Source organism: Vibrio sp. V31_P5A7T61 (assembly GCF_009904895.1).
Classification (GTDB): Bacteria; Pseudomonadota; Gammaproteobacteria; order Enterobacterales; family Vibrionaceae; genus Vibrio; species Vibrio metschnikovii.
Genome location: NZ_WXWI01000057.1, coordinates 34,782 through 54,493, shown reverse-complemented (window position 1 = coordinate 54,493; position 19,712 = coordinate 34,782). Strand labels below are relative to the sequence as shown.

The window sequence follows — 19,712 nt, the reverse complement described above, 5'->3', positions numbered from 1 at the left end:
AGGAATATAGACAGCCATTAAATCAAATTAAGCTTGCGCAGTTTCACCGGCAGCTTGCTGTTGTAGGTAGTTCATAAATAGAGCGTCGAAGTTGACTGGCGCTAGGTTTAACTGCGGAAAAGTACCTTTAACCACTAAGCTCGAAATAGTTTCACGCGCATAAGGGAAAAGAATATTTGGGCAGAATGCACCCAAACAATGAGCCAGTTGGCCCGCTTCCATTTGCTCTGCAGTAAAAATACCCGCTTGCTGAACTTCACACAGGAAGGCCGTTTCTTCAGCATTTTTTACCGTTACAGTCAAACGAAGCACGACTTCATAGACACCCTCACCCAACTCACGACTTTGCGTGTCTAGATCCAATTTAACATCTGGATTCCACTCTTTTTGAAACATCGTCGGAGAGTTTGGTGCTTCAAATGAAACGTCTTTGAGGAAGATACGTTGAATTGCGAAATTTTGTTGTGGTGCTTCTTGTTGTGCGGCTTCAGCCATGATTAAAATCCTTAATATCAAAAATAGTGGTCAGTCAACTGTCTTGAGACTAAACGAGTACCGATAAATCATCCAGAGGGCGTTGCCAATCAATGGCAACGATCACAACTCGAATCATTCAGCGCAGCTTGTGGCAAGCAACATTACTCAAAACGACACAGCAACGATTACTTTTTGCCACGAACCAAAGGTAACTTCGCTTCACTCCACGTTACTAAACCATTTTTAAGCAGACTGACATTTTCAAATCCTGCTTTGGCTAGATGTGTCGCGGCTTCACGAGAGTTATGGCCTGTTTTACATACGACTATGATGGGGTCAGCTTTATGTTTTTCAATAGCAGGGAAGTTACCCGCTTTGATCTCAGATGGTAAAATGTGAACTGCGTCAGTAATATGTCCCTGCTTATATTCATCTTTAGTACGAATATCAACCACAATCCCATTTTCACGGTTCATTAAATGGGTCACCTGAGCGGCACCGATCTCTTTATAGACGGCGGTGGAAGATTTATAAATATTTAAGATCAACGCGATAAACACCCCTACCCATGCGAGGGAGAGGATCATGTTCTGTTGAAAAAAGTCAATGTACTCTTGCATATCCTGTGCTCTTACAGTGGAAATTCAAAACAGTGATGGAGTATAACGGGCTTGCCAGCTTGACGCGAGTGCTAAGCGCGAGGAAAAGGAAAAGCCGTGACCTTATCGATGTGATCTTCATCCAGTGCCAACATGATCAAACGATCAATCCCTAACGCGACACCAGCGCAAGCAGGCAATCCCGCAGCCAAAGCCGCCAATAAATGCTCATCGATCGGCTGCGCAACAAGCCCCATCGCCACTCTTTTTTGGTTATCTTGTTCAAAGCGTTTGCGCTGCTCAGCCGCATCGTCTAATTCATGGAAACCATTCGCCAATTCGATGCCTTTAAAGTACACCTCAAAGCGATCCGCCACTCGTGGATCGTTTCGGTTTACCTTGGCTAATGCGGCTTGAGAAGCCGGAAAATCGTACACAAACACAGGTTTATGTTGCCCGATATGAGCTTCAACCCCAATGCTGAACAGCAATTGCAACAAAGTATCACGATCTTGCTCAGGCTCAGCGATATCACTGAGACCTAATTGAGCAGCCACCTGCTTAAGCTCGACGAGGCTAGCCTCAAGCGGACAAACGTTTAATACCTGCAAAAAAGCATCTTGATAAGTGATTCTCTCCGCGGTATCGGTAGAAAGTATCATCTGCAGTAAAGCATCCACCTCATCCATCAAATCATGATGATCAAAACCGACTCGATACCATTCGAGTAAGGTGAACTCGGGATTATGATAACGACCATTTTCTTCATTACGAAATGCTTTGTTGATTTGATAAATAGAGCCACTACCTGCCGCCAGTAAGCGTTTCATATGAAATTCAGGACTGGTCATCAGATACAAGGTTTTTCCTGCGGCATAATCCGGCCCAACAAATTGAGTTTGAAAGGTTTGCAGATGGATGTCAGTTACCGTCGCCTGACTCATGGCTGGAGTATCTACCTCTAATACCTCACGCTCAGCAAAAAATTGGCGGATATTCTGTAATAAACGGGCACGCTGCTGTAATTGGGCAATTGATGCACTCGGCATCCACTGTGGCTGACTCATAAAAAATATCTGTTATTGAACAAAGAGCATCATTTTACTCTGAGAAACCAAAAAACCAAATAAACCACAGCACACACTCTGTACGTGATCGTTATCACACAAAGCACATTAAGTATGCTTGTACTTGCACTACCGAAGCAAAAACCCAACAGAATCAATTTTTTCTTCGCTCTGCTCTTCTACACTAGAGCCAGCACTTGAGTTCAAGTGTTGAGTAGCGAGAGCGGATCAAGAATCTTTCTAGCCGCATCACGCGCCACATAATAATCAGAGGCGATAACCAAGCCTTACAATACACTACACTGGAGGATAACTGTGCAAACGATTACCACAGATATCGCAGTCATCGGCGCTGGTGGCGCTGGTCTTCGTACTGCTATTGCAGCGGCTGAAGCTAACCCAAATTTAGAAGTTGCACTAATTTCTAAAGTTTACCCTATGCGTTCCCATACCGTTGCCGCTGAAGGTGGCTCCGCAGCAGTTATCAAGGAAGAAGACAGCCTAGACAATCATTTTAACGATACCGTTGGTGGTGGTGATTGGCTGTGTGAACAGGATGTCGTCGAATATTTCGTTGCTAATGCAACCCGTGAAATGATCCAAATGGAGCAATGGGGTTGTCCTTGGAGTCGTAAAGACAATGGGGAAGTCAACGTTCGTCGTTTTGGAGGCATGAAAGTCGAACGGACTTGGTTTGCCGCCGACAAAACCGGCTTTCATATGCTGCATACTCTCTTCCAAACTTCAATTAAATACCCACAAATCAAGCGTTTTGACGAATACTTTGTGGTCGATTTATTAGTCGTTGATGGTGAAGTGCAAGGCCTGATTGCCATTCATATGGCAGAAGGTGAACTGGTCATTATTAAAGCAAAATCGGTAGTGCTCGCTACTGGCGGTGCTGGACGTGTCTACCATTGCAATACCAACGGCGGTATTGTAACGGGTGATGGCATGGCGATGGCGTATCGTCATGGTGTGCCACTGCGTGATATGGAATTTGTCCAGTATCACCCAACCGGACTACCAGGTACCGGTATTTTAATGACCGAAGGCTGCCGAGGAGAAGGCGGTATCATCGTCAATAAACATGGTTACCGTTATTTACAAGATTACGGCATGGGCCCAGAAACCCCAGTTGGTCAGCCGAAAAATAAATACATGGAACTTGGACCACGTGACAAAGTGTCACAAGCTTTCTGGCACGAACAGCAAAAAGGCAACACCATTAAACATCCATTAGGTGATGTTGTCCTACTTGATTTGCGTCATCTTGGTGAAGAATATCTGCAAGAACGTTTACCGTTTATTTGCGAACTATCAAAAGCCTACGTTAACGTTGACCCAGCGAAAGAGCCTATTCCTATTCGTCCAACGGTCCATTACACCATGGGTGGTATCGAAACCAATGGCCAGTGTGAAACTCGCATTAAAGGCTTATTTGCGGTGGGTGAATGTGCCTCCGTTGGTCTACACGGGGCCAACCGTTTAGGCTCTAACTCATTAGCTGAATTTGTTGTCTTTGGCCGCGTCGCTGGTGAACATGCCGTGCAACGGGCGGAAAGCTTTAAAGGCTGGAACGACTCGGCGATTAACGAGCAAGTCAAGGCCGTTGAAGCACGGATTCAAGCATTGATGAATCAAGAGGGCGATGAAAACTGGGCGACGATCCGTACCGAAATGGGTCATAGCATGGAAGCGGGTTGTGGAATCTATCGCCAAGAAGATCTGATGCAAACCACCATCGATAAGTTAGCTGAACTGAAAGAGCGTTATAAGCGCATCAGCATCAAAGATAAAGGTAAAGTCTTTAATACCGATCTACTGTATGCGATTGAAGTCGGTTATGGCTTAGAGGTGGCGCAAGCCATGGCACACTCAGCGATGCTACGTAAAGAATCGCGTGGTGCTCACCAGCGTCTTGATGAAGGCTGCACTGAACGTGATGATGTCAACTTCCTGAAACACTCATTGGCCTTTTATCAACCGGATAGCGCACCAAAGATTGATTACAGCGATGTGAAAATCACTAAGTCTCAACCTAAAGCGCGCCTCTACGGTGAAGCCGCTGATCAAGCCGCAGCCGCAGAAAAAGCCGCCGAGCAACGCGCAGAGGAGCAAAAATAATGGCCGCAGACCGTATTCAAAAAGTCGATATTTTACGTTACGACCCAGAGCAAGATGCAAAGCCTCATTTACAGGCGTTTGAGATACCGTTTGATGACACGATGTCGGTCCTCGATGCCCTCGGTTACATCAAAGATAATGTCGATAAAGATCTCGCCTATCGCTGGTCTTGTCGGATGGCGATTTGTGGCTCTTGCGGCATCATGGTCAATGGTGTGCCTAAGTTAGCCTGTAAAAGCTTCCTGCGTGACTATCCAAATGGTGTCAAGATTGAACCGCTCGCTAACTTCGCGATTGAGAAAGATTTAATCGTCGATATGACGCCGTTTATCGAACGACTAGAAGCGATTAAACCGTACATCATTGGCAATGATCGCACCCCTGAAGATGGTGCGAACTTACAAACGCCAGAGCAGATGGCTCGCTATAAGCAGTTTGCAGGCTGCATCAACTGTGGTCTGTGTTATGCCGCTTGCCCTCAATTTGGACTTAACTCTGAGTTTATCGGCCCGGCAGCACTGACCTTGGCGCACCGTTATAATTTGGATAGCCGAGATAACGGTAAAGCCGAGCGCATGAAACTGATCAACGGTGATAACGGCGCTTGGGGCTGTACTTTCGTTGGCTACTGCTCAGAAGTCTGCCCAAAACATGTTGATCCGGCTGCAGCCGTTAACCAAGGCAAAATCGAGTCCTCCATGGATTTCGTGATTGCCATGTTGAAACCTGACGGTTCACCTAAAAAAGTGGAGGCATAGAATGAGTAATCGTAAACCTTACGTTCGTGAAATGACCCGTACGTGGTGGAAGGATGATCCTTTCTATCGTCTTTATATGGTACGCGAAGCAACCGTACTGCCACTCATTCTATTCACGCTATTTTTGACTATCGGGCTGGGATCTTTAGTCAAAGGTCCCGAGGCTTGGCAGAGTTGGTTAGCGTTTATGGCGAATCCACTGGTTGTAGCGATTAACATCGTTGCTCTAGCGGGGAGCTTATTTCATGCACACACCTTTTTTGGCATGATGCCGCAAGTCATGCCGATTCGCATTAAAGGTAAGTTGCTGGATAAAAAGATCATTGTCTTAACTCAGTGGGCGGCAGTGGCTGTCATTTCACTGATCGTTCTCATTGTGGTGTAAGGAGCTTATTGTGGTGAATACCAATCCAAAACGTTCAGACGAACCCATCTGGTGGAGCCTATTTGGTGCTGGTGGTACTTGGTTTGCGATGATTACTCCGGTCACGGTACTCGTGCTTGGGATCATGGTTCCACTGGGTATGATTGATGCGCAAGCCATGAGTTATGAGCGAGTCAGTGCTTTCGCGACCAGCATTGTTGGTGCTTTATTTATTATAGGCACCCTTGCTTTGCCAATGTGGCATGCCATGCACCGCCTACATCATGGTATGCATGATCTGAAATTTCACACTGGCTTGGCGGGAAAAATTGCTTGTTACGCATTTGCGGCGCTGATTTCTGTGTTAGCCGTTGTGTTTATTTTTCTGATCTAGTTACGCAAGCTGATTTAGCCATTCAACCTTCCATTTATGCTCACCCCTAATGGAAGGACACTAAACGTAAGAGCCAGCGCATTGCGCTGGCTCTTTTATCTCTATTTGATGAGATATGCCCAAACGAGTTGAAGATGCAGGTAGGCGGCAAGTGAGTAAATCCCCATGAGCATAGGCAAACTATGTGATTGAGGTGAACAAACGTAGCCAATACCGCTGCAGCTTCAAGTAGGAAGGGGATAGAAGCTTATTTCACGCGTCCAACATACTCGCCACTGCGGGTATCGACTTTAATCACTTCACCAATAGCGATAAATAAAGGTACGCGAACTACAGCGCCAGTAGCTAAAGTCGCAGGTTTGCCACCAGTACCTTGCGTATCGCCTTTTAGGCCAGGATCGGTTTCGGTGACTTCTAATTCAACGAAGTTTGGTGGCGTAACCGAGATTGGGTTACCATTCCATAATGTCAAAGTGCAACTGGTGTTTTCAACCAGCCATTTCGCGCTATCACCGACTGATTTTACATCCGCGGCAATTTGCTCAAACGTTTCGTTGTTCATAAAATGATAGAATTCACCATCGCTGTACAAGTAATCAAGATCGATATCGATCACATCAGCCACTTCGGCAGAATCACCTGACTTGAAGGTTTTCTCTAACACTTTACCAGAAAGCAATTTACGGATACGTACACGGTTAAATGCTTGACCTTTACCTGGCTTCACATACTCATTTTCGAGAATGACACAAGGCTCATTATCAAGCATAATTTTCAGACCGCCTTTAAATTCGTTCGTGCTAACAGTAGCCATTTTTTCCTCTTACCTTCTTCGAGTTAAATTCAATGCCAAATATAATAACCCGAAAACACCAATCTGTTGAGCAAAACTGGCTGCAACAGCTAGCGAATGGGATCTCCGATCCCGAGCAGTTACTCACACAGTTAGCCATCGATCCATCGCCTTGGCAATCTGGCTTTAAAGCCAGAGCGCTTTTTGCGCAGCGAGTACCCCAGAGTTTTGTTGAGCGGATGGAAAAAGGTAATCCTCACGATCCCCTTTTGCGCCAAGTGCTACCATTGAGTGACGAATTTATTATTCACCCTGGCTACTCGACGGATCCACTCGAAGAACAAAATAACTCGACGCCGGGGTTATTGCATAAATACCGTAATCGCTGCTTACTGATCGTCAAAGGTGGCTGCGCGATCAATTGTCGCTACTGTTTTCGACGCCATTTCCCTTATCAAGATAATAAAGGCAATAAATTGGTGTGGCAGCAAAGCCTCGACTACATCGCCCAACATCGACAGCTCAATGAAGTAATCCTTTCCGGTGGCGATCCACTCATGGCAAAAGATCATGAGCTGAGCTGGCTGGTCGAACAGATTGCCGCTATCCCACACATTAAGCGATTACGGATTCATTCTCGCTTACCCGTGGTGATCCCCGCTCGCATTACCGATGAACTAGTAAGCTTATGCGCCGAAACTCGTTTGCAGGTGATCCTCGTAACCCATATTAATCACGCTAATGAAATTAATACTGAACTGAGCCAACAACTGGCTCGCTTAAGGGCCGAAAAAGTAACGCTACTCAATCAAAGCGTGCTCTTAAAAGGCGTCAACGATTCAGTACCGGCACAAGTCGCATTAAGTGAAGCATTATTTGATGCTGGAGTTTTGCCCTATTACTTGCATGTACTAGATAAAGTGCAAGGCGCGGCGCATTTTTATGTTAGTGATGAGCAAGCTAGAGCGATTATCGCAGGGCTGATCGAGCAAGTGTCTGGTTACTTAGTTCCCAAGTTAACCAGAGAAATTGGTGGACGACCGAGCAAAACGCCCTTAGATCTCCACCTCGAATGATTCGCTAACTCTATCGGTCATCATACCACCGTCAAACGTTACCACTGAGGTGATTGTGGTCGATGATGATAAAAAGAGTATAAACATTTTTTATCAAAACCAATAAAGTCTATGATTTAACTAATCAAACAAGATCACGCATACTGACGCCTTTGTCGCGCGCTCACATTTGGAGACAACATGTTCACTTTAGACACCCTACTTGATCTAGGGCCGTTCAGCTGGTATGCACTGTTTTGTTGTGCGGTTAACGGATTGCTGGTCGGTATTGAGCGACAAACTCGTGGCAAACCCGTTGGGATTAGAACCTCGATTTTGATTATCTCCGGAACCTATTTTTTTATGGCGATGGCAGTGTCTTTGTCGCCAAATACCTTAGATCAAGCGCGCGTACTAGGACAAATTATTACTGGGGTGGGTTTTTTAGGGGCCGGCGTAATGATGACTCAAGACGGTAAAATTCATGGCGTAACCTCTGCCGCGGTAATTTGGGTGCTCGCAGCACTCGGTTTAATGATCGGCTTAGGCTATTGGGTACAATCGGTGGTGATTACCCTGCTGGTTTTGTTAGTGCTCTATGGTGTTGATAAAGTGGAAAATACTTTTCAAAGTTTACGCCGTGGTGTTCATCAACGATTTCGTGGCCGTTAATTGCATCATTTCACTCTCGATAAATATAAAAAAACCGGAGTTTTCACTCCGGTTTTTTACTAATTAGCGCATTAGGCTAGCATGTCGGGTAGCAGCAGCGCATTACTGCGCCACCGCCCCCTAAGAACCGTACGTGCGAGTTTCCCCGCATACGGCTCAAGCCTTTATAAGTTCCATTATGGATGAAACCAGCAACTAACTTTTACCAAGATGTTTTCAAAGAGGTATTGGCAACTGAGATACATGAATTTGTCGATGACAATTCACATGCAACATCATTAAGTTCGAACTGTCGTCGCTGCCCCCATCAACCCGTCGGATGATATGGTGAATATCCCACTCATCTTCTGAGTTGAACGTCTGTTGACAGACCGCACACTGGAAGTTTTGTCTTTCAACAATCTTCCACAACTTCAGGTTACCTGCCAAAGATTTCTTCAACCTTTGCATCTTTAGACGTTCAAAATACTGCTCGTCTTCGGGTAGGTAACAATTGGCTGTTGCCCGAATTTTCACATGCTTGTCGATCTTCACTCGTGCTGCGTAAAACAGACGATAGTAGCCTTCTTCCCCTTTTTGTTTTGGTGCGCTAAACACCCAATTTCTTTCACCCACTGTCTTAAAATACTTGTTCTTAATCCAGCGTTTACGGCGATTAGAATGAATGCGTCGGCACCATTTCCAAAGCATTTTCCAGATCCGGTAATCCACATACTTAAATGTCTCGCTAGCACAAATCCAACGATGGTAGTTACACCATCCCCGAATCATCGGATTCAGCTTGGCAATGATCGCCTGAGCTGGAGCCATTTTATTGCTGTTGAGATAATCCCGTATGTTGTTCAGCAATGTCTGCACGTTTTTCTTCGACGGTTTGATTAACATCTTACCGTTGTATTTTCGTACATTTTGCCCAAGGAAATCGAACCCTTGCTCTATATGTGTAATCAACGTCTTTTCCTTCGATAGTGCCAACCCACGCTCCGCCATAAAGGCTTCAACTATAGGTAACACTTCATTTTCCAGCAGCTCTTGCGAGATCCCAGTAATGATGAAGTCATCCGCATAACGTACATAGTTGACCTTAGTCTTATAGCTCGCCTTGGTGTTCTTCTTCCCAAAATGAGATTCCAATACCTCGTCAAGTCCATCTAAAGCCATGTTGGCCAACACAGGAGAGATAATTCCCCCTTGTGGTGTGCCTGCCACAGTAGGATTCCAACTTCCGGATTCCATAAATCCGGCTTTCAGCCATTTCTTTAATATCGCTTTATCCATAGGGACGTGGGCAATAAGCCATTCATGACTGATATGGTCGAAACACCCTTTGATATCGCCCTCTAGTACCCATTGGGCACTCGACTTACGGCTGAGATTCACGAAACATTGTTCGATAGCATCAGCGCAAGCACGATGAGGACGAAAGCCATAGCTATTCCTGTCCGCTCTGGTTTCCGATACGGGCTCTAAAGCTAGCAGGTACAAGGCCTGCATCGCTCTGTCCCGCATGATCGGTATCCCCAATGGGCGGGTTTTTCCGTTAGCTTTAGGAATGTGAACACGTCTTAGTGGCATCGGTTTGTAACCTTTACGACTGAGATTATGTATCGCTTCCCATTTCAATTGGGGTGTATTCCAGATTGCTCCGTCCACACCGGGTGTTTTCTTACCACGGTTCTCAGTAACCTTTCGAACCGCTAATGCTCTGGCAGAAAAAGACTTCACAAGCATTCGTTGCAGTTGCTTTACTTGTCGCCAATTTTTCCTTTGCGTTGCTTTCGCAATCCGCACTTGTAGCTTCTTCACTGTCCGATGGCATAGTTTCCAATCTAGGGCATGCCAGCCATCATTCTGGTGTGAGAATGCAGGTAAACACTGTGTGCTACTCATCTTGCTTTCCTCATGGTTACCCCCATGGGAAATGAAGACAGATCCCCCCTTAGGGTGAAATGTCATTCACCCTAGGGGGGATTGTTTCAGGTTAACGCAATAACATTAACCCGCTTTCAGCTTTACAAGCCATCTTACGATTAAAGACCTAATGGAAGTCTGCACTCTTTCGAGTCGAAGCAAAGTCTGAACCTCTATCATGACCATTACAGCCAAGCATTCGCTTTTTCCATCGTTCCCATACCCACTTACCCAACAGCTTCTCTTACGAGTCACCTGCCACTTGGGCGGATAATTGGGCTTACCAAGTTCCTGTGTTTGTACAAATAGTTACTTAGGTTCTGTCTATCCAACGGTGGCACAACAGTAGCGTCTTCCCAGATGTAAAAGAAAGAACCTGTCCACATACCTTTTGGTCAGAGCGTAACAAAGACATTTCGCTCAACGCGGCTGACGTTGTTTATCAACAGTTCACGTACGTTAACCCTATAACCAAGCCTAGCCCCTCAACCACTTGTCATTAGTGATATCTACAATTCTGCTCACACAGAAATTGCACCTTTTCAGGGGGTACATTGTCAGGAAGCTTCGCACCAATCCATTACTAGATTCGCACTATCCCTAGGCTACAACTTGCTACAAAGTTGGTCTTATCAGTTCAGGCTGCTGCTGAAAGTAAGACAATACAACACACAAGCTTCAGTCGTTTTGACCGTGAAGCGCATCTTCTTGTGATGAAACACAGTAAATTACCGAGTTCTATTAAGAAGCCAGTGCTTTTAAGTGAAGGGCATATCGGGCATTGCCCGATATGTCGGTCCCAAGTTTTATTTTCCTAAATTGCGGTTTCCCGCTCACGTTGTACACCTTTAAAAGGTATGTGATCATAGTGAAAATCTGAGGCAGCGGTGCTGCCTCAATACTTGTTTCCTTACTGCTGTTTCCAGCGGGTGGTTTAATGGTGAGGAACTCTTGGGAGAGCGCTATCTTTACATCCTCGGGTGATAGCTAGGGCAGTTATATCTTCTGATATTTCTGCCCACCTTAGTGATTAACACCAAGGAACGGTCAAATGCGACCCTTGTCGCATCACATCATGCCGCCCATGCCCCCCATACCGCCCATATCAGGCATTGCTGGGCCATCTTTCTTTGGTAGCTCAGTCACCATTGCTTCCGTAGTGATCATCAGACCTGCAACTGAAGCAGCGAATTGTAGTGCACTACGAGTAACTTTAGTTGGATCCAAGATACCCATCTCGATCATATCGCCATATTCACCCGTTGCAGCGTTGTAACCGTAGTTACCTTCACCAGCACGAACATTATTAGCAACCACCGAATCTTCTTCGCCAGCATTTTTAACGATTTGACGAATAGGGGCTTCCATTGCACGCAGCGCAAGGCGGATACCCACGGTTTGATCTTCGTTGTCACCTTCAAGGCCCGCTACTTTAGCGGCAGCACGAATTAGTGCAACACCACCACCCGCAACAACACCTTCTTCAACCGCAGCGCGAGTCGCGTGTAGCGCATCTTCTACGCGATCTTTCTTCTCTTTCATTTCAACTTCAGTGGTTGCACCGACTTTGATTACTGCTACACCGCCAGCCAATTTAGCAACGCGCTCTTGCAGTTTCTCTTTGTCGTAATCTGATGTTGCATCTTCAATTTGTTGACGAATTTGCACTACGCGGCCTTTGATAGCTCCTTCTTCACCAGCACCATCAATAATGGTGGTGTTTTCTTTGGTGATAGAAATACGTTTTGCTTGGCCAAGATCTTCCAGCGTCACTTTTTCAAGTTCAAGACCAATCTCTTCAGAGATAACGGTACCGCCAGTTAGAATAGCAATGTCTTGTAGCATTGATTTACGACGGTCACCAAAACCAGGTGCTTTAACCGCAGCAACTTTAACGATACCACGCATATTGTTAACAACGAGAGTGGCTAACGCTTCGCCTTCGACATCTTCCGCAACAATCAGTAATGGACGAGACGCTTTGGCGACGCCTTCAAGCGCAGGCAGTAATTCACGGATGTTAGAAATTTTCTTATCAACCAACAGAATGAATGGGTTGTCTAAGTCAACGCTACCCGCTTCTTGGTTATTAATGAAGTAAGGAGATAGGTAACCGCGATCAAATTGCATACCTTCCACAACATCAAGCTCATCTTGTAGACCTTGACCTTCTTCAACCGTAATAACGCCATCACGGCCAACTTTTTCCATTGCTTCAGCAATGATATTACCCACGCTTGAATCAGAGTTTGCAGAAATAGTACCCACTTGAGCGATGGCTTTGGTGTCTGCACATGGTGCTGATAGGTCTTTCAACGCTTCAACGGCAGCAACAACGGCTTTATCAATACCGCGTTTCAAATCCATTGGATTCATACCCGCAGCGACAGCTTTCAAGCCTTCAGTAATGATCGCTTGTGCTAATACGGTTGCGGTTGTCGTACCGTCACCAGAAGCATCATTGGCTTGTGAAGCGACTTCTTTTAGCATTTGTGCGCCCATGTTCTGGAATTTGTCTTCCAGTTCAATTTCACGCGCAACGGACACACCATCTTTAGTGATAACTGGAGCACCAAACGATTTGTCTAATACTACGTTACGACCTTTAGGGCCAAGAGTCACTTTTACCGCGTCAGCGAGAACATTAACGCCTTCTAGCATTTTAATGCGTGCATCGTTACCAAATTTAACGTCTTTAGCAGCCATGTTTCATTTCCTTTTCTTAATTCTGTTTTAATCAATCGTTTTTGAATCAGAGCAAAAATTACTCAATGCTTACTCTTACTCGACAATCGCCATGATGTCGTTTTCAGATAGAATCAACACTTCTTTGCCATCGATCTTTTCTGTTTTGGTACCGTAACCTTCAGAGAAGATAACAGTATCACCCACTTTTACATCCAGCGCTTGAACCGAACCATTCTCAAGGATACGGCCTTTACCCACAGCTAATACTTTGCCACGAGTGGATTTTTCTGCCGCTGAGCCCGTTAGAACAATGCCACCAGCAGACTTAGATTCAACTTCTTGGCGTTCAACGATAACTCGGTCGTGTAATGGACGAATGTTCATCGGTCGTCTCTCCTGATTTTATTTTCTATGAGGTTAATGAAAAGGCTGATTACTCAGCTTGTGACTGTTATGTGGGGGAGAAAGCCAACAATCCCAAGGGGGAAGAATAAAAAAAACGTGATTTAGTTAACAAATTTATCGAGAAAAGATTCAACGCCCAAGGAAACGATCGATCAACAACGATCCATAGGATCAAGAATTGCAGACTCAACGGTCATCCAGCGCGACGTTCAGTGAGGATTCTATTCTCAGGTGATTGTAAATCCTTTGCTTTATTAAGAGGCTTATCCATAATAGACAGAGTAATTAAAGAGGAAAACCATGAAGACCATCGAGCGGATTTTACACACCATCAAACGAGAAGGTGCTGTCACAGCAAAACAAGTGGCAAATGATCTGCACATTACCACCATGGGCGCTCGACAGCATTTACAAAGCTTAGAAGATGAGGGGATCCTGATTTTCTATGATGTCAAAGTCAAAGTCGGTCGCCCAACTCGTCATTGGTCGCTAACCAAAAAAGGACATGATCAGTTTGCAGACCGACATGGTGAGCTAACGATTCAAATGATCGACGCGGTTGAACATCTATTTGGTCAAGATGGCTTAGCCAAAGTCACCGCTGAACGAGAAGCGCATACACTGCAACATTACCAACAAGCATTAATAGCCTGTAATGATTTAGCAACTAAATTACAGACTTTAGTCAAATTGCGTGAGCAAGAAGGCTATATGGCTGAACTAGAACGTACAGAATGGGGCTATTTATTGATTGAAAATCACTGCCCTATCTGTCGAGCGGCTAAACGCTGCCCCGCTCTCTGCGTCTCCGAACTCAATGTGTTTAAGCAGCTACTTGGCCCAGAGTGTCATATCGAACGTAGCGAGCACATTATTGAAGGCCAGCACCGCTGCGCTTATCGTATCCAACCTGTCTCAGCACATCTTTGAGCGCCGTAGCCGATTTTCTGTTTCAATAATGAGAATGGCGTGATTCTCTTCTCATTATTTTGATCTGTTATCTATACTGATCATTAAGTCATTAGGAGGCATGGCCTGTAACAAGTAAACACGTGGTGAGCTTCAACCAACCAACAAGTTCAGCAACGCTATTTGCTTTCGGGTCACCTCTTCATCCGCCATGATTTACCTCATGGCATGGTACTCATAGAAGATAAGGTGCACTCAATGTCTCGATCACCCAGTCCTATCCAAGTTCTCCCCTCTTTTGATGAGTTAGTATTGCTAGCGGAGCAAAATCCTGAAGCGTTTAGCTCGTTGAAACAATCGCTCTGTGATGAATTGATTGATTCTGCTTCCGCTATCATGCAAGAGCGATTACGCGCCCAGCAAAACCATATTGATCGCATACTGAGCCGCTGTAAAAATCCTCACCATGCAAATGTCAAACTGATGCAGGAACTGAGTGTACAAATGATCAAGTTTCGAGGTGCTTTAGAAGGAGATAGCCAACCAACCACCTCGGCACAAATTATCCCTTTTCAAGCTCGCCACGATGATTGGCGCTAGGGATTCGTTGTATGGGGGGATTTGCCAAAACGATTATCGGTCACTTTACCCGCAAGAAAACCACATTCGACTAAAATCCAACTTCCGCAGCCCAATGCAAGTAACGCAAGGGCGGTTTCCCACCAATTGGGAGTGGTCGCCATCGTTGTTTCCCCAACGGGCATACCCATTCGCCCGACCAACAACGGTAAATTCAATAACAACCACCAACTCGACTTATCGCGATCATGCCAGCGCTTAGCGGTTACCGCTAAATCTGGCAATAAGAGCCCAAGCAGTAATAATGGCCAAAGATAGGCCGCAAAGCTCGGTAACCAGCGACTCACTGTTAACATGAAAACAATAATGGTCAAATAATAACCGAGATTCCATAACCAATAGGTTTGGCGACCAATCCGGCCATGGAAAGAAAACAACAATTGGGTTAATGGCATTACTTACTCACTCAATAAATAATTTTCTGAAAACTATCTTTGTCCATATCACGCACATTGATCGTTAATGAATGAACCTGACTCGCTTGCTCAGCGAGTACGGCCATTAACTGGCGAGAAAGCTCACGTTTTTGTTGGCCACTACGTCCATCGAGTAATTCAAAGCTGAGATGGATAAAGTCGACACTATCGCCCTGTTCACCAATCAACCAATGATGACAACGCAAAGTGCGAGATTTGATCGAGGCGGTTTCAAATAACCCACTGTCTATCGCTACTTGATGTAAATCTTCCAGTAATCCTTGGATGTTGACTCGCTCCTCAACAGAATTTGAATACTCTAAGACTAAATTTGGCATGAAAACTCCCTGTCTATCACTCTCGATGATTCATTTGCCACGATAGCAAAAATGATTCCCCTTAATATCACTCTCGTCAGCTTAACGCACTATGGGCAAGACAGAAAAGAGGATCCAAGAAAGTCATGACCCTAATCATGATCTATGCGCTTTTATCTGTTATATTCTTTGCCAGTCGTTCTTTTTTTATCAATTAAATTGGAGATATTCCTATGCGTCGTCCTGTTGTGATGGGTAACTGGAAACTTAACGGTAGCAAAACTATGGTGACTGAGCTACTGAATGGCCTGAATGCTGAGCTAGAAGGTGTAAACGGTGTTGATGTGGCTGTCGCTCCACCAGCGCTATACCTCGATCTTGCTGAGCGTTTAATCAAACAAGGTGGCAACAAAATCATTCTTGGTGCACAAAATACTGACCTAAATAACAGCGGTGCTTTTACCGGTGATATGTCTCCAGCGATGTTAAAAGACTTCGGCGCCACTCACATCATCATTGGTCACTCTGAGCGTCGTCAATACCATCATGAATCTGACGAATTTGTCGCTAAGAAATTTGCATTCTTAAAAGAGAACGGTCTAACACCAGTGTTCTGTATCGGTGAATCAGAAGCACAAAATGAAGCCGGCGAAACCGAAGCGGTTTGTGCGCGCCAAATTGATGCCGTGATCAATGCTTACGGCGTAGAAGCACTAAACGATGCGATCATCGCTTATGAACCCATCTGGGCAATCGGTACTGGTAAAGCAGCAACAGCGGATGACGCACAGCGTATCCATGCTTCTATTCGTGCTCACATCGCCGCGAAAAGCCCTGCCGTTGCCGAGCAGGTGATCATTCAATACGGTGGCTCAGTGAAAGCAGAAAATGCAGAAGCTTACTTCTCACAACCAGACATTGATGGCGCTTTAGTTGGCGGTGCTGCACTGGATGCGAAGAGCTTTGCTGCAATCGCGAAAGCAGCCGCTAAAATGAAAAATGCTTAATCATTATCAATAAGTTATCTCAAGGCCAGCCATGCTGGCCTTATTTTTATCGCCAAGTTCATCGCTAGTACCCGATCCTGATATAGAGTATCCTAGCCCCTCTTGCACTTTCTATTCGCTGATTCACCATGCACGATAAACACGGCTTGTTGTCCGCCCCTATCCCCCAAGTACTGCGCCAAATGACGCTGCCAATGACGGTAGGGATGATCGCTATCTTACTGTTTAACTTAGTCGATACCTTTTTTATTTCGTTGCTCGGTACTCAAGCGCTAGCCGCCATCAGCTACACCTTTCCGGTCACCTTCGCCGTCAACTGTATCACCATGGGGATTGGCGTTGGACTCTCTACCTGTATTGGCCGTTTATTAGGTCAAGGAGAAACCAAGCAAGCGGCGCGCCTGACTAGTCATGGTTTGTTATTGGCCGTGGTCCTGGTACTGTGCGCCTCCTTCATCGGTGTTCTTACTATCGACCCACTATTTCGTTTACTCGGCGCACAAGCTGAACTGCTCCCCCTGATTAACCAGTATATGCAAATTTGGTATCTGACCATTCCTTTACTGGTGATCCCCATGGCGGGCAATAGCGCCATTCGCGCTACCGGAGACACTAAAACTCCCGCCAAAATCATGTTATTGGCGGGAGTCATCAATGGCGTACTCGATCCATTATTGATTTTTGGCTATGGCCCCTTTCCAGAATTAGGCATACAAGGAGCAGCGATTGCCAGCGCCTGCTCTTGGCTCGGCGCGCTAATCGGCTCACTGTATATTTTAGCTCGACGTGACAAGCTGCTTGCTCGAGCTAATTTGAAAATGCTTAATCGTGACTGGCGACAAATTTTAACCATTGGCACCCCAGCGGCGCTATCGAGTGCGATGAATCCATTATGTGGTGCCGTGTTAATGATCATGCTTTCCCAACATGGCACCGCAGCCGTCGCGGCTTATGGTGCCGCACAGCGTATTGAATCGATTTTAATCTTGGTATTAATGTCGCTCACTTCTGCCTTAACGCCATTCATGGCACAAAACTTAGGGGCCGATAATCCACAGCGCAGCTTTGAAGGGTTATTTGTTGGCCTGCGTTTTGCCGTGGTTTTTCAGTTCTTGATTTTTATCATGATGGTGCCATTGAGCATTCCGCTAGCGGCATTGTTTTCACAAGAGCAAAGCGTGCGTGACTTACTGTGGTACTACTTACTGATTGTCCCTATCAGTTATGGCTTTCAAGGTATCGTGATGATGTTGGTTTCGGCGTTGAACGCCCTTCATCAACCGCTAAAAGCATTTCAATGGAGCGTAATGCGTCTTTTCATCTTTACTTTACCTGCGGCTTGGCTTGGGGCGTATTGGTATGGTGTGATCGGATTGTTTATCGGCATCGCTTTAGGCAATATTATGGGCGGTTTGCTTGGCTACCTATATGCGTTACGGCTACGTCAACGAATACTGTCGATAACAAACTAGATACCAAGACAAGTTTTATGGCAACAAAAAACCGAAGCTTTTGACTTCGGTTCTGCTTCAGATTATCCAATCGGCGCGCGAAAGTTAGATCTCTTCGAGCTCGTCGTCTTCAACGTCTAAATCGACGTTTAACGGCTCAGGTGATAAAATCACCCCTGTGTTATCGGCGTAGAGATAATCTTCAGGTAGGAAGGTTACCCCACCAAAGTTCACCGCAACATCAATTTCACCGATACCCAGTGACACCGCACCAACAGGAATAGAAGCCAGCGCTTGAATACCCACGCTCATCTCTTCCAGTTCATCGACTTCTCGAACGCAGCCATAAACGACAATGCCTTCCCACTCGTTTTCTTCAGCAATCGCAGCGAGCTCGGCATCAATCAGCGCTCGACGTAACGAACCACCACCATCGATCAACAGCACTCGGCCGACACCGTCTTGTTCAAGAGTTTCGCGAATCAACCCATTATCTTCAAAACATTTAATGGTCGTCACTTGACCAGCAAAGGATGCTCGGCCTCCAAAGTTACTGAACATCGGTTCTAGTACATCGACTTGCTCGAGATAGATATCGCACAGCGCAGAGGTGTTGTATTCCATAGCTTTACTCTCTTAACGAACCATTATCCCACGAGTATATAGTGTCAGTAAGTCAATGCAATGACAGAACGCAAATTAACGTAGGATTGTTTGAGCGATGACGACCGAAATAAACAATACATTGGTAACTAAAGCGCATTTAACTGCATTGGGTAACAAAGGCGCAATCTGTACCGGTTGCGAAGTTCGATACACCGCTTGCCCATGATTAATCAATACCATCAGGCTGAACAAAAAAGGAGCACTAAGCCAAGCTGAGCGGTCTTGAATCAATAAGTAACTGGCAAAGGCACATAGGGCCCCGGCTAATAACAACAGATGATACACCTTGGCACGCTGCTGCCCTAAACGTACCACTACCGTACGTTTACCACATAAGGCATCGTTTTCAATATCTCGCATATTATTAATATTGAGCACCGATACCGCTAATAACCCACAACCAACAGAGGGCAATAACAACCGCCATTCGATCTGGCCTGTATGTAAAAAATAACTGCCAGATACACCAAGTAAACCGAAAAAGATGAAGACGGATAAATCCCCCAACCCCACATAGCCATAGGGTTTATTGCCAACGGTATAGGCAATCGCAGCGAGAATGGCGACTACGCCCAGCGCCAAAAAGGCAGCAATACTTTGGGCACTGTCTAACGCATAAAAAACCAAGGCTAATCCAGAGACGATCGTTAATAGCACGTTAATGATCATCGCTTGTTTCATATCGGCTAATGAAACCGCACCTGATTGAATCGCCCGCATCGGTCCAAGACGCTGTTCGTTATCCGTCCCTTTCAGCGCATCACCGTAGTCATTGGCTAAATTGGAAAGAATTTGCAATAAAGTTGCGGTCAGTAACGCTAAACCGGTGACTGGCCAAGACCACGAACCGACAGAAAACGCCAGTATACTCCCCGTAAGAATAGAGACCAAAGCGAGAGGAAGAGTTTTCGGCCGCGCCGCATCGACCCAAATACGTAAAGAGTTATTCATAATAAATAGCAATGACAAAACAGTGCGCTGAGTATACGCGCAAACG

At 45.6% G+C, this 19,712-nt stretch carries 21 protein-coding genes; 10 read left to right on the top strand and 11 right to left on the bottom strand.

What is annotated here, in order from left to right:
- Positions 1-27: 27 nt before the first annotated feature.
- The 3 genes from secB to epmA all read right to left on the bottom strand — a co-directional run bounded on the left by secB (position 28) and on the right by epmA (position 2,143).
- On the bottom strand, positions 28-495 hold the full coding sequence (gene secB / locus CAG58_RS12485) for a protein-export chaperone SecB (protein ID WP_004394468.1): 468 nt from the start codon (positions 493-495) through the stop codon (positions 28-30).
- Positions 496-662: 167 nt separating this feature from the next.
- The gene (locus CAG58_RS12480; RefSeq protein ID WP_158138969.1) at positions 663-1,097 is read right to left on the bottom strand and encodes a rhodanese-like domain-containing protein; all 435 of its coding nucleotides are present in this window, start codon (positions 1,095-1,097) and stop codon (positions 663-665) included.
- Between the two features lie 71 nt (positions 1,098-1,168).
- Positions 1,169-2,143: an elongation factor P--(R)-beta-lysine ligase gene (epmA, locus tag CAG58_RS12475; RefSeq protein WP_161426210.1), complete on the bottom strand. Its 975-nt coding sequence runs from the start codon at positions 2,141-2,143 to the stop codon at positions 1,169-1,171.
- A gap of 315 nt (positions 2,144-2,458) precedes the next feature.
- Here epmA and frdA point away from each other — a divergent pair, with 315 nt between their 5' ends.
- Genes frdA through frdD form a run of 4 tightly spaced genes read left to right on the top strand, consistent with a single transcriptional unit; the run spans position 2,459 to position 5,786 of the window.
- A complete protein-coding gene (gene frdA, locus CAG58_RS12470) occupies positions 2,459-4,270 on the top strand; it encodes a fumarate reductase (quinol) flavoprotein subunit (RefSeq protein WP_158138971.1) in 1,812 nt (603 codons plus the stop codon).
- Positions 4,270-5,028, top strand: a complete 759-nt coding sequence (locus CAG58_RS12465) for a succinate dehydrogenase/fumarate reductase iron-sulfur subunit (protein ID WP_004394462.1) — start codon at positions 4,270-4,272, stop codon at positions 5,026-5,028. Before frdA ends, CAG58_RS12465 begins: the two co-directional genes overlap by 1 nt.
- Position 5,029: 1 nt before the next feature.
- On the top strand, positions 5,030-5,413 hold the full coding sequence (gene frdC, locus CAG58_RS12460) for a fumarate reductase subunit FrdC (RefSeq protein WP_004394461.1): 384 nt from the start codon (positions 5,030-5,032) through the stop codon (positions 5,411-5,413).
- A 10-nt stretch (positions 5,414-5,423) separates the two neighbouring features.
- Positions 5,424-5,786 (top strand): fumarate reductase subunit FrdD, encoded by a 363-nt coding sequence (frdD, locus tag CAG58_RS12455; protein WP_161426209.1) that lies wholly within the window; start codon positions 5,424-5,426, stop codon positions 5,784-5,786.
- A 247-nt stretch (positions 5,787-6,033) separates the two neighbouring features.
- Here frdD and efp read toward each other — a convergent pair whose 3' ends face one another.
- Entirely contained in the window at positions 6,034-6,600 is a 567-nt protein-coding gene (gene efp, locus CAG58_RS12450; protein ID WP_004394459.1) for an elongation factor P, read from the bottom strand.
- Positions 6,601-6,632: 32 nt separating this feature from the next.
- Here efp and epmB point away from each other — a divergent pair, with 32 nt between their 5' ends.
- Both epmB and CAG58_RS12440 read left to right on the top strand, forming a co-directional pair.
- Positions 6,633-7,655, top strand: coding sequence for an EF-P beta-lysylation protein EpmB (gene epmB / locus CAG58_RS12445; protein ID WP_161429680.1), 1,023 nt, complete (start codon positions 6,633-6,635; stop codon positions 7,653-7,655).
- Between the two features lie 180 nt (positions 7,656-7,835).
- Positions 7,836-8,306: an MgtC/SapB family protein gene (locus CAG58_RS12440; RefSeq protein ID WP_158138973.1), complete on the top strand. Its 471-nt coding sequence runs from the start codon at positions 7,836-7,838 to the stop codon at positions 8,304-8,306.
- A 216-nt stretch (positions 8,307-8,522) separates the two neighbouring features.
- Here CAG58_RS12440 and ltrA read toward each other — a convergent pair whose 3' ends face one another.
- The 3 genes from ltrA to CAG58_RS12425 all read right to left on the bottom strand — a co-directional run bounded on the left by ltrA (position 8,523) and on the right by CAG58_RS12425 (position 13,289).
- Entirely contained in the window at positions 8,523-10,196 is a 1,674-nt protein-coding gene (gene ltrA, locus CAG58_RS12435) for a group II intron reverse transcriptase/maturase (protein WP_148533180.1), read from the bottom strand.
- A gap of 1,089 nt (positions 10,197-11,285) precedes the next feature.
- A complete protein-coding gene (gene groL, locus CAG58_RS12430; RefSeq protein ID WP_158138974.1) occupies positions 11,286-12,923 on the bottom strand; it encodes a chaperonin GroEL in 1,638 nt (545 codons plus the stop codon).
- A gap of 75 nt (positions 12,924-12,998) precedes the next feature.
- Positions 12,999-13,289, bottom strand: coding sequence for a co-chaperone GroES (locus tag CAG58_RS12425; protein WP_004394454.1), 291 nt, complete (start codon positions 13,287-13,289; stop codon positions 12,999-13,001).
- Positions 13,290-13,610: 321 nt separating this feature from the next.
- Here CAG58_RS12425 and CAG58_RS12420 point away from each other — a divergent pair, with 321 nt between their 5' ends.
- Complete coding sequence (locus tag CAG58_RS12420) at positions 13,611-14,240, top strand: helix-turn-helix transcriptional regulator (RefSeq protein ID WP_161425801.1); 630 nt, start codon at positions 13,611-13,613, stop codon at positions 14,238-14,240.
- A 237-nt stretch (positions 14,241-14,477) separates the two neighbouring features.
- Positions 14,478-14,819 carry a DUF3135 domain-containing protein gene (locus CAG58_RS12415; RefSeq protein ID WP_161425802.1) on the top strand — a complete coding sequence of 114 codons (342 nt, stop codon included), beginning with the start codon at positions 14,478-14,480 and terminating at the stop codon, positions 14,817-14,819.
- Here CAG58_RS12415 and CAG58_RS12410 read toward each other — a convergent pair.
- Positions 14,816-15,253, bottom strand: a complete 438-nt coding sequence (locus CAG58_RS12410; protein ID WP_161425803.1) for a DUF805 domain-containing protein — start codon at positions 15,251-15,253, stop codon at positions 14,816-14,818. The genes CAG58_RS12415 and CAG58_RS12410 overlap by 4 nt on opposite strands.
- A gap of 11 nt (positions 15,254-15,264) precedes the next feature.
- Positions 15,265-15,612, bottom strand: coding sequence for a 5-carboxymethyl-2-hydroxymuconate Delta-isomerase (locus CAG58_RS12405; RefSeq protein WP_154169969.1), 348 nt, complete (start codon positions 15,610-15,612; stop codon positions 15,265-15,267).
- A gap of 212 nt (positions 15,613-15,824) precedes the next feature.
- Between CAG58_RS12405 and tpiA the strand changes: the two genes are divergently transcribed.
- Positions 15,825-16,598 carry a triose-phosphate isomerase gene (tpiA, locus tag CAG58_RS12400; RefSeq protein WP_004394450.1) on the top strand — a complete coding sequence of 258 codons (774 nt, stop codon included), beginning with the start codon at positions 15,825-15,827 and terminating at the stop codon, positions 16,596-16,598.
- Between the two features lie 128 nt (positions 16,599-16,726).
- The gene (locus CAG58_RS12395) at positions 16,727-18,070 is read left to right on the top strand and encodes an MATE family efflux transporter (protein WP_158144623.1); all 1,344 of its coding nucleotides are present in this window, start codon (positions 16,727-16,729) and stop codon (positions 18,068-18,070) included.
- An 84-nt stretch (positions 18,071-18,154) separates the two neighbouring features.
- On the opposite strand, the gene rraA is transcribed toward CAG58_RS12395, so the two are convergent.
- The gene (gene rraA, locus CAG58_RS12390) at positions 18,155-18,673 is read right to left on the bottom strand and encodes a ribonuclease E activity regulator RraA (protein WP_154169966.1); all 519 of its coding nucleotides are present in this window, start codon (positions 18,671-18,673) and stop codon (positions 18,155-18,157) included.
- Between the two features lie 75 nt (positions 18,674-18,748).
- Positions 18,749-19,666 carry a 1,4-dihydroxy-2-naphthoate polyprenyltransferase gene (locus CAG58_RS12385; RefSeq protein ID WP_161425804.1) on the bottom strand — a complete coding sequence of 306 codons (918 nt, stop codon included), beginning with the start codon at positions 19,664-19,666 and terminating at the stop codon, positions 18,749-18,751.
- Positions 19,667-19,712 lie beyond the last annotated feature (46 nt).

What these genes read in the sequence shown, in the direction of transcription:
- rraA (WP_154169966.1), bottom strand. Translation starts at nt 18,673, where the DNA reads ATGGAATACAACACCTCTGCGCTGTGCGATATCTATCTCGAGCAAGTC.
- CAG58_RS12425 (WP_004394454.1), bottom strand. Translation starts at nt 13,289, where the DNA reads ATGAACATTCGTCCATTACACGACCGAGTTATCGTTGAACGCCAAGAA.
- CAG58_RS12395 (WP_158144623.1), top strand. Translation starts at nt 16,727, where the DNA reads ATGCACGATAAACACGGCTTGTTGTCCGCCCCTATCCCCCAAGTACTG.
- groL (WP_158138974.1), bottom strand. Translation starts at nt 12,923, where the DNA reads ATGGCTGCTAAAGACGTTAAATTTGGTAACGATGCACGCATTAAAATG.
- CAG58_RS12440 (WP_158138973.1), top strand. Translation starts at nt 7,836, where the DNA reads ATGTTCACTTTAGACACCCTACTTGATCTAGGGCCGTTCAGCTGGTAT.
- CAG58_RS12420 (WP_161425801.1), top strand. Translation starts at nt 13,611, where the DNA reads ATGAAGACCATCGAGCGGATTTTACACACCATCAAACGAGAAGGTGCT.
- CAG58_RS12480 (WP_158138969.1), bottom strand. Translation starts at nt 1,097, where the DNA reads ATGCAAGAGTACATTGACTTTTTTCAACAGAACATGATCCTCTCCCTC.
- CAG58_RS12410 (WP_161425803.1), bottom strand. Translation starts at nt 15,253, where the DNA reads ATGCCATTAACCCAATTGTTGTTTTCTTTCCATGGCCGGATTGGTCGC.
- efp (WP_004394459.1), bottom strand. Translation starts at nt 6,600, where the DNA reads ATGGCTACTGTTAGCACGAACGAATTTAAAGGCGGTCTGAAAATTATG.
- CAG58_RS12465 (WP_004394462.1), top strand. Translation starts at nt 4,270, where the DNA reads ATGGCCGCAGACCGTATTCAAAAAGTCGATATTTTACGTTACGACCCA.
- secB (WP_004394468.1), bottom strand. Translation starts at nt 495, where the DNA reads ATGGCTGAAGCCGCACAACAAGAAGCACCACAACAAAATTTCGCAATT.
- CAG58_RS12415 (WP_161425802.1), top strand. Translation starts at nt 14,478, where the DNA reads ATGTCTCGATCACCCAGTCCTATCCAAGTTCTCCCCTCTTTTGATGAG.
- tpiA (WP_004394450.1), top strand. Translation starts at nt 15,825, where the DNA reads ATGCGTCGTCCTGTTGTGATGGGTAACTGGAAACTTAACGGTAGCAAA.
- epmB (WP_161429680.1), top strand. Translation starts at nt 6,633, where the DNA reads ATGCCAAATATAATAACCCGAAAACACCAATCTGTTGAGCAAAACTGG.
- epmA (WP_161426210.1), bottom strand. Translation starts at nt 2,143, where the DNA reads ATGAGTCAGCCACAGTGGATGCCGAGTGCATCAATTGCCCAATTACAG.
- frdC (WP_004394461.1), top strand. Translation starts at nt 5,030, where the DNA reads ATGAGTAATCGTAAACCTTACGTTCGTGAAATGACCCGTACGTGGTGG.
- ltrA (WP_148533180.1), bottom strand. Translation starts at nt 10,196, where the DNA reads ATGAGTAGCACACAGTGTTTACCTGCATTCTCACACCAGAATGATGGC.
- CAG58_RS12385 (WP_161425804.1), bottom strand. Translation starts at nt 19,666, where the DNA reads ATGAATAACTCTTTACGTATTTGGGTCGATGCGGCGCGGCCGAAAACT.
- CAG58_RS12405 (WP_154169969.1), bottom strand. Translation starts at nt 15,612, where the DNA reads ATGCCAAATTTAGTCTTAGAGTATTCAAATTCTGTTGAGGAGCGAGTC.